This is a genomic window from Nonomuraea sp. CA-141351, assembly GCF_050944675.1.
In the GTDB taxonomy this organism is placed as follows: Bacteria; Actinomycetota; Actinomycetes; order Streptosporangiales; family Streptosporangiaceae; genus Nonomuraea.
The window spans coordinates 1,434,410-1,449,249 of the sequence record NZ_CP191982.1; the positions used below are offsets into that span (position 1 = coordinate 1,434,410).

Annotated in this window: 16 protein-coding genes; 13 read left to right on the top strand and 3 right to left on the bottom strand. The window is 70.2% G+C overall.

Going from position 1 to position 14,840, the window contains the following annotated elements:
- Positions 1-42 precede the first annotated feature (42 nt).
- The 6 genes from ACQPWU_RS07340 (at position 43) to ACQPWU_RS07365 (ending at position 5,837) form a co-directional block, all read left to right on the top strand.
- Complete coding sequence (locus tag ACQPWU_RS07340) at positions 43-303, top strand: WhiB family transcriptional regulator (protein ID WP_020546325.1); 261 nt, start codon at positions 43-45, stop codon at positions 301-303.
- A gap of 114 nt (positions 304-417) precedes the next feature.
- On the top strand, positions 418-3,213 hold the full coding sequence (locus tag ACQPWU_RS07345) for a glycosyltransferase (RefSeq protein ID WP_433437881.1): 2,796 nt from the start codon (positions 418-420) through the stop codon (positions 3,211-3,213).
- Positions 3,214-3,247: 34 nt separating this feature from the next.
- On the top strand, positions 3,248-4,558 hold the full coding sequence (locus ACQPWU_RS07350; protein ID WP_433437882.1) for a DUF5719 family protein: 1,311 nt from the start codon (positions 3,248-3,250) through the stop codon (positions 4,556-4,558).
- Between the two features lie 195 nt (positions 4,559-4,753).
- Positions 4,754-4,978 carry a hypothetical protein gene (locus ACQPWU_RS07355; protein WP_433437884.1) on the top strand — a complete coding sequence of 75 codons (225 nt, stop codon included), beginning with the start codon at positions 4,754-4,756 and terminating at the stop codon, positions 4,976-4,978.
- Between the two features lie 155 nt (positions 4,979-5,133).
- A complete protein-coding gene (locus tag ACQPWU_RS07360) occupies positions 5,134-5,532 on the top strand; it encodes a VOC family protein (RefSeq protein WP_433437886.1) in 399 nt (132 codons plus the stop codon).
- Positions 5,532-5,837, top strand: coding sequence for a DUF1905 domain-containing protein (locus tag ACQPWU_RS07365; RefSeq protein WP_433437888.1), 306 nt, complete (start codon positions 5,532-5,534; stop codon positions 5,835-5,837). Before ACQPWU_RS07360 ends, ACQPWU_RS07365 begins: the two co-directional genes overlap by 1 nt.
- Positions 5,838-5,902: 65 nt before the next feature.
- Here the strand turns inward: ACQPWU_RS07365 and ACQPWU_RS07370 are convergent, their stop codons facing one another.
- Complete coding sequence (locus ACQPWU_RS07370; RefSeq protein WP_433437889.1) at positions 5,903-6,481, bottom strand: TetR/AcrR family transcriptional regulator; 579 nt, start codon at positions 6,479-6,481, stop codon at positions 5,903-5,905.
- A 58-nt stretch (positions 6,482-6,539) separates the two neighbouring features.
- Here ACQPWU_RS07370 and ACQPWU_RS07375 point away from each other — a divergent pair, with 58 nt between their 5' ends.
- A complete protein-coding gene (locus ACQPWU_RS07375; RefSeq protein WP_433437891.1) occupies positions 6,540-7,685 on the top strand; it encodes an FAD-dependent monooxygenase in 1,146 nt (381 codons plus the stop codon).
- Here the strand turns inward: ACQPWU_RS07375 and ACQPWU_RS07380 are convergent.
- Positions 7,682-8,569 (bottom strand): SDR family oxidoreductase, encoded by an 888-nt coding sequence (locus ACQPWU_RS07380; RefSeq protein ID WP_433437893.1) that lies wholly within the window; start codon positions 8,567-8,569, stop codon positions 7,682-7,684. The genes ACQPWU_RS07375 and ACQPWU_RS07380 overlap by 4 nt on opposite strands.
- A gap of 115 nt (positions 8,570-8,684) precedes the next feature.
- Here ACQPWU_RS07380 and ACQPWU_RS07385 point away from each other — a divergent pair, with 115 nt between their 5' ends.
- Entirely contained in the window at positions 8,685-9,257 is a 573-nt protein-coding gene (locus ACQPWU_RS07385) for a TetR/AcrR family transcriptional regulator (RefSeq protein ID WP_433437895.1), read from the top strand.
- A 586-nt stretch (positions 9,258-9,843) separates the two neighbouring features.
- On the opposite strand, the gene ACQPWU_RS07390 is transcribed toward ACQPWU_RS07385, so the two are convergent.
- On the bottom strand, positions 9,844-10,284 hold the full coding sequence (locus ACQPWU_RS07390; protein ID WP_360690203.1) for a metallopeptidase family protein: 441 nt from the start codon (positions 10,282-10,284) through the stop codon (positions 9,844-9,846).
- 327 nt (positions 10,285-10,611) lie between these two features.
- On the opposite strand from ACQPWU_RS07390, the gene ACQPWU_RS07395 reads away from it, so the two are divergent.
- The 5 genes from ACQPWU_RS07395 to ACQPWU_RS07415 all read left to right on the top strand — a co-directional run bounded on the left by ACQPWU_RS07395 (position 10,612) and on the right by ACQPWU_RS07415 (position 14,807).
- Entirely contained in the window at positions 10,612-10,980 is a 369-nt protein-coding gene (locus ACQPWU_RS07395; RefSeq protein ID WP_106236645.1) for a DUF3499 domain-containing protein, read from the top strand.
- Between the two features lie 204 nt (positions 10,981-11,184).
- Positions 11,185-12,534: a phosphomannomutase/phosphoglucomutase gene (locus ACQPWU_RS07400; protein WP_433437898.1), complete on the top strand. Its 1,350-nt coding sequence runs from the start codon at positions 11,185-11,187 to the stop codon at positions 12,532-12,534.
- Complete coding sequence (locus ACQPWU_RS07405; protein WP_360690208.1) at positions 12,531-12,698, top strand: Trm112 family protein; 168 nt, start codon at positions 12,531-12,533, stop codon at positions 12,696-12,698. The genes ACQPWU_RS07400 and ACQPWU_RS07405 overlap by 4 nt, the downstream gene beginning before the upstream one ends.
- Positions 12,695-13,804: an SIS domain-containing protein gene (locus ACQPWU_RS07410; protein ID WP_433437902.1), complete on the top strand. Its 1,110-nt coding sequence runs from the start codon at positions 12,695-12,697 to the stop codon at positions 13,802-13,804. The genes ACQPWU_RS07405 and ACQPWU_RS07410 overlap by 4 nt, the downstream gene beginning before the upstream one ends.
- A gap of 49 nt (positions 13,805-13,853) precedes the next feature.
- Positions 13,854-14,807, top strand: a complete 954-nt coding sequence (locus tag ACQPWU_RS07415) for a cation diffusion facilitator family transporter (RefSeq protein WP_433437904.1) — start codon at positions 13,854-13,856, stop codon at positions 14,805-14,807.
- The last annotated feature ends 33 nt before the right edge of the window (positions 14,808-14,840 follow it).

Genomic DNA, 14,840 nt, shown 5'->3' on the forward strand with positions numbered 1-14,840 from the left:
CATGGGGGGCTCCATTGCGGGCGGGCGGCAGGGAGGTGTGCAGTGACCGATCCGGTCATCGCACAGGATCAGCTTGACGCTGAAGAACTCGGCTGGCAGGAGCGCGCGTTGTGCGCGCAGACGGATCCGGAGGCGTTCTTCCCGGAGAAGGGCGGCTCCACCAGAGAGGCCAAGAAGGTCTGCCGATCGTGCGAGGTCCGTGCCGAGTGTCTCGAATACGCACTCGAGCACGATGAGCGGTTCGGCATCTGGGGAGGGCTTTCCGAACGAGAGCGCAGACGGATCAAGCGCCAGGCCGTTTAGGTATATGGCTGAAGGGGGTCAGGCGGGCGACCGTGTGACCCCCTTCACATCTCCTGCCCCTCTTTCACCGATATGGTGGGCGCGCCTGATCAACCCCCCTCAGGAGCACCACCCATGTCACGTCCCTATGTCACCGCGATCGTCGTCGCCCATGACGGCGCGCGCTGGCTGGGGGAGACGCTGCGCGCTCTGGTCGGCCAGAGTCGCAGGCCCGACCGCGTGGCCGGCGTCGACAACGGCAGCAGGGACGGCTCGGCCGACCTGCTCGCCCAGGCGTTCGGCCGCGGCAACCTGATCTCCCTGCCACGCTCCACCGGTTTCGGCGAGTCCGTCGCCGAGGTGCTCACCAAGCTGCCGCCCGCGGGGTCCGACGAGTGGATCTGGCTGCTGCACGACGACTGCGCCCCTGACAGACACGCGCTGGAGGCGCTGCTCACGGCGGCGTCGCTGGATCCGAAGGCCGCCGTGCTCGGCCCGAAGCTACGTGACTGGCTCGACCGCCGGCGGTTGCTCGAGGTGGGCGTGACCGTGGGCCGCACCGGGCGCAGGGACACGGGGCTGGAGCCGCGCGAGTTCGACCAGGGGCAGCACGACGGGACGTGGGACGTGCTGTCGGTGTCCACGGCCGGGATGCTGATCCGGCGCGACGTGTGGGAGAAGGTCGGCGGGCTGGACCCGTTCTTCCCGCTGTTCCGCGACGACCTCGACCTGTGCTGGCGGGTGCGCAACGCCGGGCACAAGGTCCTGAACGTGACCTCCGCCGTCGCCTGGCACGCCGAGGCGGCCGCCCGCAGGCGGCGCAGGATCACGGTCAGCGGCGACCATCCGCGCAGGCTGGACAGGCGCAACGCGATCTTCGTGGTGATGGCGAACATGCCGTTCGGCGCCATGCTCTGGGCGCTGCTGCGGAACGTGCTCGGCTCGGCCTTCCGCACGGTGCTGTTCGTGGTGAGCAAGCAGCCCGCGAACGCGCTGGACGAGATGGTCGCCATGGGGTCGGTCCTGCTGCACCCGTTCCGGCTGCTGAGGGCGCGCCGGGCCCGCCGGCACGGCCGCAAGAAGGGATATAACCGCATCAAGCGGTTTATGACCCCTCGCGGTGCGGCCTGGCGGCGGCTCACCGACATGGTGCAGAGCTTCCTCGCCGGCGAGGCGCCCGTGGAGTCGGCCGGCCGTCACCACCACGCCTCCTCCACCACGGAGGAGGAGTACGAGGTCGTGCCGTCGGACACCGGCGCGGTCAAGCGCTTCCTCAGCCGCCCCGGCGTCGTCCTCATGCTGGCCCTGACCGTGGTCGCGCTGGTCGCCGAACGGTCCCTGCTCGGCGGCGAACGGCTCGGCGGCGGCGCACTCGTCCCCGTGACGGGCGGCGCCGGCGACCTGTGGGCCTTCTACACCGAGGGCTTCCACGACATCGGGCTCGGCTCGACCGCCTGGGCGCCCCCGTACGTCGCCGTGCTGGCGGCCCTGTCCACGCTCGCGTTCGGCAAGACCTGGCTGGCCGTGTCCGTGCTGCTGCTCGGCTCGGTGCCGCTGGCGGGTGCGACCGCCTACCTGGCCACCAGGCACATCATCCCGGCGGTGCCCGCGCGGGCGTGGGCGGCTGGGACGTACGCGCTGCTCCCGGTCGCGACGGGAGCGATCGCGGCGGGACGGCTGGGCACGGCCGTGGTGTTCGTGCTGGTGCCGGTCTACGCCTGGCTCGGGACGGTGATGTTGTCCCGCGACCGGCGCCGCGCCCGCCGCGCCGCATGGGGGCTCGGGCTGCTGCTGGCCGTGGGGACGGCGTTCGTGCCGCTGGTCTACCCGCTCCTCGCCGTGCTGGGGGTGCTGGCGGCCGTGGCGTTCCGCGGCGTGGTGACCTCGATGGCCATCGCACTCGTGGTGCCTGTGGCGCTGCTGTTCCCGTGGCTGGCGGATCTGGTGGCCTCCCCTGGCAGGATCCTGCTGGAAGCGGGCCTGCACGATCCCGCGCTGGTGGACGCGGGGGCGGCGCCCGAGTCGCTGCTGGCGCTCAACCCCGGAGGGCCGGGGCTGCCGCCGTTCTGGGTGAGCGGGGGCCTGGTGGTCACGGCCCTGGCCGCGCTCCTCATGCGCCGCCAGCGCATGATCGTCGCCATCGGCTGGGGCGTCACCCTGTACGGGGTGCTGGCCGCGATCCTGGTCAGCCGCGTCACCGTCGAGGGCTCCCCGGCCTGGCCGGGGGTGCCGCTGGCGTTCGCGGGCACCGGGCTCGTGGTTCTCGTGGGCCTGACCGCCCACCGGCTCGCCGAACTACGTGCCGGGGGCGGGCTGCGGCGGCTGGGGGCCGTCGTGGTGACGGCGGTGGCGTTCAGCACGCCGCTGCTGGCCGCCGGCTACTGGGTCGTGAACGGTGTGCGGGGGCCGCTCGTGGGCGACGCGCCGGACACGCTGCCCGTGCTGGCGACGACCCTTACCGCTCATGGGGAACGGACGCTGGTGATCAAGGGGTCCTCGTTCACCGTGCTGCACGGCCGCACGCCGCTGATCGGCGAATCCGAGCTTCCTACCGCGTCCGAGGCCCGCACCCGCCTGGCGACGGCGGCGGAGGGCCTGATCGGCGGGCGCGGCGGGGACGCGGCCACGCTGGCCCGGCTCGGCGTGTTGATGGTGGCCGTGGCGCCGCCCGTCTCACCCGAGGTGACCAGGACACTCGACTCGCAGCCGTCGCTGGAACGCATGAGCCTGTCGGCGGCAGGCGGGCTGTGGCGCCTGGTCGAGCCTGTCACCCGCGTGCCCTCCCAGCCGGCGAGCGCCCTGCACACGCCCTGGCTGTGGGCGCAGGGAGCCCTGGTGCTGGCTGTGGCGGTGCTGGCGGCGCCCGGGCGGCGCGAGAACGCCCCCGAGGGCGTCGAGTCACCAGTCGCTGTGCCGGTGGGTGCGTCGTGAAGGTGTTCGGCGTGGTTCGGGCCGGTGATGGATCATGAAGGCATTCGTGGAGAACCGGTTCGGACTGCTGGCGCTGGTCGTCGTCGCTCTGGCGGCCCTGTACGGCGTCGCGTTCGTCACCAGACCGGCCCCTCCGGCGCACGCGCCGTCGCAGCAGGGACCTCGGAAGGTGCCCGTCGAGTCGGTCACCGCCGTATGCCCAGGCCTTAAGGGCGAGCAGGTCAGCCTCTACCTGCCCGGCACGCTGACCCAGGAGAAGGTGACGAACACCAAGCCGTACGTGACCAACGGTCCCGCCGGGCTCGAGGCCGGCTACCTCACCCGCGTCACCGAAGGCGCGGAGCGCGGCCTCTCGGGAGTCCGCTGCACGGAGCCCGCTCCCGCGACCTGGCTGGTGGGCCCCGGGCCCGCCGACGCCGACGTGCGCCTGCACCTCACGAACGCCGACAAGGCGCCGGCTCTCGCGGACGTGCAGGTCTACGCGGCCGAGGGGCCGATCTCGGGCGACAAGGGCACGGGGCTGGAGATCGCGCCAGGTGAACACCGGGAGATCGACCTCAAGACCCTCGCCCCGTCAGCGGACATCATGGCGGTGAGCGTCACCACCGTCTTCGGCCGGCTCGCGGTGGCCGCCAGGACCACCCTGGAGACCGGAGGCGTCGACTGGCTCCCCGCTGCCGCCCCGCCCGCCACCCGCGTCGTCGTACCCGGAATCCCCGGAGGCGGCGGCCGCCGCGAGCTCCTGGTCGCGGCGCCCGGCGAGGCCGACGCTCTGGTGCGGATCAAAGCGGTGAGCGAGGACGCCCAGTACGCCATGAAGGGCCGCGAGTCGCTGGACGTGCCCGCGGGAAGCGTGGTCTCCCTGGACGTCACCACGGGCGTGGGCGGCTCCTCGGCGGCCCTGGTGCTGACGTCCTCGACCCCGATCGTGGCCGGTCTGATTATCACCGGCACGGGCGAGCGCTCCGACGTCGCCTTCACCGCCGGCACCCCACCCCTGGACCTGGGCAGCACGGTGGCCCGCAACGGCGCGGGCACCTGCCTGGTGCTCACCGCGCTCGGAGGACCGGGCAAGGTACGGGTCCAGGTGATGCCGGGGAAGGGGACGCCGGACAAGCCGTTCGAGGTGGAGCTGCGGGATGGCCGGACCAAGAACGTCAAGCTCAAGGCGAAGGGTGATTTCGCGCTGGCGGTCACTCCGGTGTCCGGGGAGGTGTACGGGGCGAGGGTGGTGGAGGACCGCCTGAAGACCGGCCTCCTGATCACGGCCCAACCCCTGGCCCCAGCCCGAATGTGGACACTCCTCCCACCCTTGACCGATACCGCCCGCGTCGTCGCGCCCTAACAGCGCGAGTCGTGCGCCCAGCGGACTGGCTCAACGCACACGGATGCAACGTCGTGCCTGGGAACATCCCATATCCCGTCTCATCCCGGAGGACCGAATCCCATCCACCAGAGGCTTAAAACGACCGCTTCCTGAGCAGGCGCGGCGGCGCCCCATACCGATCGGTCCCGCCGCCGCGCCCCGAGAGTGAGCTGAATGCACCGTTGGGAACCGCACATCCCACATGGCCCGCGCCTGCGGGTGGTCGCAGTGTCCTGCTGCGACAAGTATCAGCTGTGTTCCGAAGCCGGCCAGTACTTCATCCTGCGACGAGCGGGCGACGGCTACGAGGAGACCGGCAGAGGCGTCTACGCCAAAGCCGTACAGCTATGGAACACGCTCACCATCCGCCACCAGCACGCGGAGAGGGACGCGTCATGACCGCCGGTAAGGCCCGGCTACCCACGAACCGGCGGCCATCGTGATGGGCTTTCTTTGAGGACGATCCGCGGGGCCGAGATAGCACCTCGGCCCCGCGATGAGTTTCGGGAGGTTCGCGAGTCCAACAAAGTGAGCCGAACGACAGGAGGCCCGAAGTGGGCGAGCAAGTGAGCACCGCGATCACCGGCGTCAGGACCATCGGTGTCCCCGTCACCGACCAGGATCGCGCGGTCGAGTTCTACGTGGGCACGCTGGGGCTGGAGAAGCGGCTGGACGCGCCCGTCGAGCAGCTGGGTGGGCGGTGGATCGAGGTCGCGCCGCCGGGAGCGACCTCGATCGCGCTCCTCCCGGCAGCCCCGGGGAAGACCGCCGGCGTCGAGACGGGCATCCGGCTCACCACGGCGGACGCGACCTCCCTCCACAAGGAGCTCGTGGCACGCGGGGTCGACGTGGGCGAGCTGCTGCAGTGGGAGGGCGTCCCGCCGATGTTCGCCCTGCGCGACCCGGACGGCAACGGCCTCGAGATCGTCGAAGAGCGGAAGGGAGAACTGTGATGGCTGTTACAGCGCGTCAGAACGACGTGGTTCAGGAGCTCGACAAGCAGTTCACGGCGACGTTGCTGAAGAGCCCGGACAAGGGCGGATGGACATACGTGGTGATGCCCGGTTCAGCCGAGTTCTTCGGGACTCGGGGACTGGTGAAGGTCCGCGGGACCATTGACGGCCGACCGTTCCGGAGCTCCTTCATGGCACTTGGTGACGGCACGCACAAGCTGCCGGTGAAGGAGGACATCCGGAAGCTGATCGGTAAGGAGGCGGGGGACAGCGTGACCGTTCAGCTGCTCGAACGGATCAAGTAGCCCTGGAAGCCGACGGACTCGACTGGTAGCGCTGCCACTGGCCTCAGCGCCTGCGTGCCGACACCTCACGACGCATCTCTGGACGCGTCCGCACAGCCGTACACGATGACCTGAACCACGTTCTGGACGACGTCCCTGCTGACGCTCCCCGGCGGCGCGCTGACCAGGGTGAACAGCGCGCCCCCGTAGAGCGCGATCAGGGCGGGGATCTTCTCGCGTGGGATGGTGAGGCCGAGTTTGTCGTGGTGCCCGGCGGTGACTTGCAGCGCCGTGTCCTGCAGGCCCGCGAGCGCCGAGGCGAGCGCCGGACGGCGCGCGGCCTCCAGTCGCAGCTCGAAGATCGCCAGATAGCGGTTGCGCAGGGTGGTCGCCGCTGTGAGCAGCGATTCCGTCAGCAGGTCGACCAGCGTCGCGGGCTGCTCGGTGGCCCGGTCGGTGCCGGCGTGATGCAGCTCGGCGATGCGCTCGGCGGCGGCCACCAGCAGCGCTTCCCGGCTGCGGAAGTAGTTCGAGGCCGTTCCCGTCGGGAGGTCCGCTGCCTTCTCCACCGCGCGATGGGTCAGTCCGTGCACGCCTGAGGACGCCAGCAGTTCGATGGCGGCATCGGCGAGGGCTCGGCGACGGGCCGGATTGGTGGGCGGCATACGACCACGCTACCAATAGCCGTACTAGTACGATCGTAGTAAACGGCGAGGAGGTCTCATGAGGATCGTGGTGGTCGGCGCCGGACTCGGAGGAGTGGCGGCCGCGGTGGGGCTGCATCGCCTGGGCCACGAGGTGACACTCTTCGAACGGGGCGCCGAGCTCCGGGAAGCGGGCACCGGGATCGTGGTCATGCCCAACGGGCTCCGCGCGCTGGACGCGCTGGGGCTGGCCGGAGACGTTCGCGGGCACGTCATGCATGCGACCCGCGCGGGGTTGCGGGACTGGCGCGGACGGCCGCTGCTGATCACCGATCCGGTCCAGGCGCAGCAGGAGGTCGGGACGCCCGCCATCATCGACCGAGCGGAACTGCACCGGGCACTACGCGCCCCGCTGCCCCCCGACCTGGTGCGAACCGCGACCCCGGTCGAGCGTCTGGAGCCTGACCCCACCGGGGTGACCGTGATCAGCGGTGGAAATCCCGTCGCGAGAGCGGACGCCGTGATCGCGGCCGACGGCATCGCCGGCAAGCTGCGCGCACAGCTCTTTCCCGGCCACCCCGGGCTGCGGCGGACCGGCCGGATGGACCTGCGCGGCATGCTGTCCCGTCCTCCCGGCCTGGCACCGGACCTGCTCGCCAGCCAGTTGGTCGACCGCCGCAGCGGGGCGATGTTCGGCCTCTTCCCCGTCGGTGAGGACCGCCTGTACTGGTTCACCGACTCCGTCCTGCACGGCACGCCGCCCGGCGCGGACGAGGCACGCCGGCAGATGTTGTCCCTGATGGCCGACTGGCACCCCCTCGTCACAGCACTGATCGAGGCCACCCCGCCCGCCGACATCTACGTCGACCCGATCACCCGCCTGGCCGAACCCCTGCCCTCGTTCGCGGCCGGCAGGATCGCGCTCCTCGGTGACGCCGCGCACGCGATGCCACCAGACCTCGGCCAGGGCGCCAGCCAGGCCTTCGAAGACGCGGCCGTACTGACCCGCCACCTGACCGGCGCCGAGCCGGCGGACGTCGCCCAGCGGCTCCTGCGCTACGACGCCGAGCGCAGGCCCAGCGCCAACCGCATCATGCTGGCGGCGTCCCGGCAATCGCGGCTGACCTCCCAGACCGGCATCGCCGCGTGGCTACGCGACACGTTGCTACGCGCCATACCGTCCCGGCTGGCCACCCGGCAGCTTGCCGCCCTCTGGCATGCCTAGTGCAGCGGTGTGAAGTAGTGGCCTTGCTCAACGTCGGCGATCAGGCCGGGGTGGACCGGCTCCCAGCCCAGTAGTCGCCGGGTTTCCGCATTCGACATCGTGATGTCGAGCGTGACGAACGGGAAGTTCTTGAAGTGGTCGGCGGCCTGCTCGGCGGGGATGCTCACGGCCGGGATGTCCAGGTGGCGTCCGATGGTCTCGGCGATCTCGCGCACCGTGATGCCCTGTTCGGTCGCGGCGTACAGTTGCGCTCCGGCCGGCGCCTTTTCCAGCGCCAGCCGGTAGAGGGGTGCGACGTCGAGGGTGTGAGCGGCCGGCCAGCGGTTGGCGCCGTCTCCGATGTAGCCGGACACGCCCGTGTCACGGGCGATCTTGATCAGCGTGGGGATGAAGCCGTGCCGGTCCCTTGCGCTGTGTGTGACTGGCGGAATCGCGACGAGTATGGATCGGACGCCGCGGTCGGCGAGTCCGGCGATCGTGCGTGCGGTGGCGGAGCGGGGGTTGGCGTCGATCGCCGCGTCGCGCTTGGCGTCGCCTGTGCGCGTCAAGCCGACGCCGATGAGGGTCTTGCCCGTGCCGGCCAGTGCGTCGCCGAGTGCCTGGACCACGGCGTGGTCGGCGGCGGCCGCGCCGGCGAAGCCCCCTGCGGTCATGGTGTCGTGGTCGAACGCGAGGTGGACGACGCCGTCTGCGTCGGCCGCGGCTTCGCGCAGCCCGTTCAGGTCACCGAGGTCGCCGCGGCGGACCTGGGCGCCCATGGCCTGGACGGCGGCGGCCGAGGCATCGGATCGGGCCAGGCCGACGACCTGGTGTCCGGCCTGGAGCAGTTCGGGCACCACGGCCGATCCGATGTGGCCGCTGGCACCGGTGACGAAGACGCGCATGAAGAGCTCCCTTGGGGATGACTCGCCCCGTCCGGACAAGACGAGGTGATGTGACTTGGTACCGTCACGGTAGCAGGCGTGACGGCACCAAGTCACATCGCCTATGCTGTCCCCCATGGCTCGATGGGAACCGAATGCGCGGGAGCGGTTGGTGCGCGCCGCCATCGACCTGTTCACCGAGCAGGGCTACGACACCACCACCGTCAACGGGATCGCCGAGCGAGCCGGGCTGACCAAGACCACCTTCTTCCGGCACTTCCCCGACAAGCGGGAGGTGCTGTTCGCAGGCCAGGAGACGCACAGCCGGCTCCTGGCCGAGGCGATCGCGGCGTCGCCTGGCTCAGCCACGCCGCTGCAGGCGGTCGCCGCGGCCCTCGACGCCCTCACGGCCACCTTCACCGACGACCGCCGCGAGTTCGCCGCCCGGCTCCTCACAGTCATCGCCGACAACAGCGAACTGCGGGAGCGCGCCGCGTTGAAGCGCACGCGCCTCGCTGGAGCCATGACCGACGCACTCCGCAAGCGCGGCGTGCCGGATCCGACCGCGAGCCTTGCTGCCGAACTCGGCACCCGCGCCTTCGACGATGCCTTCGACCTCTGGTCCGATCGCACCAATCAGCAGACGCTCGCTGACCTCACGCGCCAGACGCTCGACGAACTACGGGCCGCGATAGCCACGCTCGACTAAGGACGCCCTGCACACCTGGGGTTTCGCCATCTGGCCGGCCGGCCGGGACGTCTACCAGTTCTCCGGATTCCACGCCGGAAGCCCGGCAGAGGCACCGGACCGGCCTGCGGCCTGTATCTCAACGACCCTCTCGAGCCGTCCCACATCGCCGCGATCGGCCTGATCAAAGCGGTGGCCGCCTCGACCTGCTTCATGCCTCGGCCAACCATGGCTCCTGCCGCGTGGCAGAGAAATGCCGATACGTCCTGTGCTCCGTACTTCCAGCCCAGCTCCCCGCCTTACCAACCGAGGGGCACCTGCACGTGCGGACGGACGCCACCAATGGTTCTTGATCACTGGCAATCTACGCTTCGTACCCGGTAGCACGTTCCCGCTCTGCCTGACTACCGGACGCAGGAGCGCCATTCAGCTTCCAGAGCATGTTCAACTCATGAGCTGCATGGTCGGGCATCTTTGCCGTGTGGTGATCGGGGTTGCGTCCGAGGGGTGCGGGGGCTCGCCCCCGCAGGACGCAGCCCGAGCTGCCGTCGCGCGAAGCGCGGGCGAGGACCTCGCCTGGCGGAGGATGATGTCTCTGGGGCTGGGGTCAGCCGCGGTCGTCGTAGCCGGGGTCGACGGTTTCTGGGGAGAGGCCCAGGAGGGTGGCCACCTGCTCCACCACCGTGTCGTGGACCATGGCGCCCAGGGTGTCCCGGTCTCTCGCCCTGGCCTCCAGTGGTCGCCTGTACACCACGATCGACGCCGGTTTCTGGCCGCTTGCCGCGTCCGCGCGGCCGAACGGGATCGGGTCCGAGCTCAGACTGGGCCCGTCGCCCAGCTCGCTGAGCGGTGGGACCTCCTCCACCGCGAACTCCACGGCCGACAACTGGCGCTCCCAGCGGGGGCGGAGCCGGTCCACCGCGTCGAGCACGAGATCGTCGAAGCGTTCGCTGCGGGACTTGGCCATGGGCACGTGGGAGGGGGCGAGCGGGCCGCGGAGGCCGCGACCGTGGCGATCGCGCCGTCTGGGACCGCGCTTCTGAGTCACGACAGCAAGTCTAAGGGTCTCGGCCGGTGGCTCTGGGGAGTGGTGTCATCCCGAAATGCATGTTTCCGTGTGTCAGCGGTCGTCTGTGACGGGGTCGCAAGGAGGTGGATTGCGGGCAGTGGAGATGATGTGGAACGCATGCCCGGAATAGGGCTCGCGCGCGGTGCCGAGGAGACGTGATCGCCCGTTGATTTCGGGGTTTCCGGGTCTGGAGTCTTCGGGGCATGTGGGTGGAAAGGCTGCGACAGGTGTCCGAATTGTGGCGACACGCTCGTTAAGAGCGCTCAGATAGTGGCGCCTCGCACTCTTACCAGATACGGTCCCTCCGTGAGCCCCGTCCGCCGCTGTTCCCGCACCGCCTGCAGTCAGCCTGCCGTCTTCACGCTCACGTACGTATACGCCGACTCGACCGCTGTTCTGGGCCCTCTGGCGACGTACGCGGAGCCACACTGTTACGACCTGTGCGCCGAACACGCCGAGCGGTTGACCGCTCCCCGCGGCTGGGAGGTGGTACGGCTGCCCACGGACGGTGCCTCCCCGAGTTCCGACGATCTCGAGGCGCTGGCCAACGCGGTCAGAGAGGCCGCGCGGCCCACGCCGTCCGGTGGCGGTGAGCCGGTCGGCCAGGGCGTCGAAGTCGGCCGCAGGGGCCATCTGCGCGTTCTGCGGTCGGCCCAGCAGCACCGCGACCGGTAGGCCGCGCGACTCCAGGCGTGCCTCGGTCGTCACGCGACTGAGGCCGAACACGTGCCGCTGATCAGAGAGCGATCCCGGCCGCGCGCCCATGCCCTCCCGCGACGATGGGAAACGTTCGGGGACCCTATGTCCTGCCCAGGATCGCTAAGCTGACGAAAGACGCTCGATGAGCACGGAGAAACGACCTAGGGGCGGAGCTGGAGAGTGGGCGACCTCGCCAAGATCTTCAAAGCGTACGACGTTCGCGGGGTGGTGCCCGATGAGCTCGACGAGCCGACCGCCGAGGCCGTAGGGGCGGCCTTCGTCGAAGTCACGGGGGCCGAGTCCGTCGTCGTCGCGCACGACATGCGCGAGTCGTCCGTGCCGCTGGCCGACGCGTTCATCCGGGGCGCCCGTTCGCGCGACGCCGATGTGGTGCACGCGGGGCTCGGCTCCACCGATCTCCTCTACTACGCCAGCGGGAGCCTTGGGCTGCCCGGCGTGATGTTCACCGCCAGCCACAACCCCGCGCGCTACAACGGCATGAAGATGTGCCGGTCCGGCGCGGTGCCGATCGGCGGCGACACGGGGTTGCGCGAGATCCGCGACAGGGCCGCCGAGCTGGTGGGGGTCACCGCCACGCCCAGCGGGTCGTTGATCGAGAAGGACCTGCTGCAGGGCTACGCCGACCACCTGCGCACGCTCGTCGACCTCACGCGCATCAGGCCGCTCAAGGTCGTCGTGGACGCGGGCAACGGCATGGGCGGGCACACTGTGCCGGCCGTGTTCGCGGGCCTGCCGATCGAGCTGACCCCGCTCTACTTCGAGCTGGACGGCGACTTCCCCAACCACGAGGCCAACCCCATCGAGCCACAGAACCTCGTCGACCTCCAGCGGGCCGTGGTCGAGAGCGGGGCCGACATCGGGCTGGCGTTCGACGGCGACGCCGACCGGTGCTGGGTGATCGACGAGCGTGGAGAATCGGTTTCCCCGTCGGCCGTCACGGCACTGGTCGCGGCGCGGGAGCTGGCCAAATATCCGGGGGCGACGATCATTCACAACCTGATCACGTCGCTCGGGGTTCCCGAGATCGTGCGCGAGCACGGCGGCGTGCCCGTGCGTACGCGGGTCGGGCACTCGTTCATCAAGGCCGAGATGGCCCGGACGGGAGCCGTCTTCGGCGGCGAGCACTCGGCCCACTACTACTTCCGTGACTTCTGGTTCGCGGACTCCGGCATGCTGGCGGCGCTGCATGTGCTGGCCGCGCTCGGCGAGCAGGAGCGGCCGCTGTCGGAGGTGCTGGAGGTCTACTCCCGCTATCACGCCTCGGGCGAGCTCAACAGCGCCGTGGCGGACCAGGGCGACGCGTTGCGCCGAGTGCGGGAGGCGTTCACCGGACGGGGAGAGTTCGACGAGCTCGACGGGTTGACCGTGACCGGGTCCGGCTGGTGGTTCAACCTCCGGGCCTCCAACACCGAGCCGCTGCTCAGGCTGAACGCCGAGGCGGCCGACGAGACCGAGATGAAGGCGATCAGGGACGAGGTCCTCGCCATCGTGGGAAGGGTGTCAGAGTGAAGATCGACGACTGGCTGCTGGAGATCCTGGCCTGTCCGGCGTGCAAGGCTCCTCTGCGTGCCGAGACCGAGACCGAGGAACTGGCCTGCACGGGCTGCGGCCTGATCTATCCGGTACGGGATGACATTCCCGTCCTGCTCGTCGACGAGGCCAGGAAGCCGTGACCTGGGAGCCCGAGCGGCTCGACGATCAGCGTCACCTCAGCGAGGCCGATCCTGGCGGGATGCTGCCGGCGGTCGCCGCGTCGGCGGCCCACGTACGCACCGGCTACCGCACCGCCGTCGAGGCCGAGGTCGTCGGCCGCCTGACCGGCCACGGGCGCCCTCGTGCCATCGTGGTCGTGGGCGTGGGCGGCTCGGCCATCGCGGGCGACATCCTCGCGGCGGTCGTCGGCAACGGCGCGCCGCTGCCGATCGTGCCGCTGCGCTCCTACCAGCTCCCCGGCTGGGTGGGCGCCACCGACCTGGTCATCGCCGTCTCCGGCTCCGGTGCGGCCGAGGAGACGCTGTCCGTCGCCACCCAGGCCGTGCGGCGCGGCTGCACGCTGCTCGGCGTGGGCGCTCCGGGCTCCCCGCTTGAGGCCATCGCCACCCAGGCGTCGGCGACGTACGTGCCGGTGCCGATCAGCGGCCAGTCCAGGGCCAACCTCTGGCTGCTTGCCATGCCCCTCATCGTTGCCGCGGCAGGACTGCGGCTCGTCCAGGCCGACGCCGAGCTGTTCGAACGGGTGGCCAAGACGCTGGAGGACATGGCACACCGGTGCAGGCCGTCCAGCGAGTCGTTCATCAACCCGGGCAAGTCGCTGGCCATGGATCTGGCCGAGAGCGTGCCGATGATCTGGGGGTCGTCGGCCGCGGCGGCGGTGGCGGCGTACCGGCTGGCCTGCCAGCTCAACACGAACGCGAAATATCCCGCCATCTACGGCGAGCTGCCCGAGGCCGACCACAACCAGATCTCGGTCTTCGAGGGGCCGCTGGCCGAGCGAGACATCTTCGCCGACACGGCCGGGCGCACGCTCAGGCTCGTCGTGCTGCGCGACGTCGATGAACACCCCCAGGTGGCGCGGCGCCGCGAGGCGTCGATACGGGTCGCGAACGACCGCGACGTGCCGGTGACGGAGCTCACGGCAGAGGGCGTGCACCCGCTGGAACGGGTGGCCACGCTGATCGCGCTCGGCGACTACGCGAGCACGTATCTGGCGTTGGGATACGCCATCGACCCGACCCCTGTGTCGGCGATCACTGAGCTGAAGGCCAGAATTTCGCAATAGGATCCCTTTTCAGGCCTTTGTACGTGATCTTTATGACTGGAGAAGATCGGTGAGCGCGAGCGGCGGAACGAAAGCGATCATTGCGGCATTGTCCGCGAACCTGGCAATCGCCGTGTGCAAATTCGTGGCCGCCTTCTTCACGGGGTCCTCCTCGATGCTGGCGGAGGGCATCCACTCGGTGGCCGACTCGGGCAACCAGGTGCTGCTGCTGATCGGTGGCAAGCGGGCGGCCAGGGCCAGCACCAAGGAGCATCCCTTCGGCTACGGCCGCGAACGTTACTTCTACGCCTTCGTGGTGGCCGTGGTGCTGTTCACGATCGGCGCGGCGTTCTCGATTTACGAGGGTGTCCACAAGATCTCCGAACCGCAGGCGGTGGAGTCGCCGATCTGGGCGTTCGCGGTGCTGATCTTCGCGATCATCGCCGAGGGGTTCTCGTTCCGTACGGCGATCAAGGAGTCGAACGGGCTACGCGGCAAGCAGTCGTGGGTGGCCTTCGTCCGCCGGTCCAAGTCGCCCGAGCTGCCGGTCATCCTGCTCGAGGACCTCGGCGCGCTGCTCGGTCTGGTCTTCGCGCTCTTCGGCGTGGCGATGGCGGTCATCACCGGCGACGGCGTCTGGGACGGCATCGGCACCCTGATGATCGGTGTGCTGCTGGCCGTGATCGCGATCGTGCTGGCCATGGAGACCAAGTCGCTGCTCGTCGGCGAGGGCGCCACGCCCGAGATGGAGGCGCGGATCCGGACCGCCCTGGAGAGCACGCCCGAGGTGGCCAGGATCATCCACATGCGCACGCTGCACCTGGGGCCGGAGGAACTGCTGGTGGCGGCGAAGATCGCGGTGGCTCGCGACGACACGGCCGCCGAGGTCGCACATGGCATCGACGAGGCCGAGCGTCGCATCCGCGACGCCGTGCCGATCGCCCGCGTCATCTACCTGGAGCCCGACCTGGACCGTCTCCGCGCCACCCCGTCCGGCTCGCCCTCCGAGGCCACCTCGAGCTGAGCCGTTCGCTCAAGGACCCCGGCCGAAGTACGG

Bases quoted from the DNA above. Each gene is read 5' to 3' on its own strand.
- ACQPWU_RS07345 (WP_433437881.1), top strand. From the start codon at position 418: ATGTCACGTCCCTATGTCACCGCGATCGTCGTCGCCCATGACGGCGCG.
- ACQPWU_RS07350 (WP_433437882.1), top strand. From the start codon at position 3,248: ATGAAGGCATTCGTGGAGAACCGGTTCGGACTGCTGGCGCTGGTCGTC.
- ACQPWU_RS07355 (WP_433437884.1), top strand. From the start codon at position 4,754: ATGCACCGTTGGGAACCGCACATCCCACATGGCCCGCGCCTGCGGGTG.
- ACQPWU_RS07365 (WP_433437888.1), top strand. From the start codon at position 5,532: ATGGCTGTTACAGCGCGTCAGAACGACGTGGTTCAGGAGCTCGACAAG.
- ACQPWU_RS07370 (WP_433437889.1), bottom strand. From the start codon at position 6,481: ATGCCGCCCACCAATCCGGCCCGTCGCCGAGCCCTCGCCGATGCCGCC.
- ACQPWU_RS07375 (WP_433437891.1), top strand. From the start codon at position 6,540: ATGAGGATCGTGGTGGTCGGCGCCGGACTCGGAGGAGTGGCGGCCGCG.
- ACQPWU_RS07380 (WP_433437893.1), bottom strand. From the start codon at position 8,569: ATGCGCGTCTTCGTCACCGGTGCCAGCGGCCACATCGGATCGGCCGTG.
- ACQPWU_RS07385 (WP_433437895.1), top strand. From the start codon at position 8,685: ATGGCTCGATGGGAACCGAATGCGCGGGAGCGGTTGGTGCGCGCCGCC.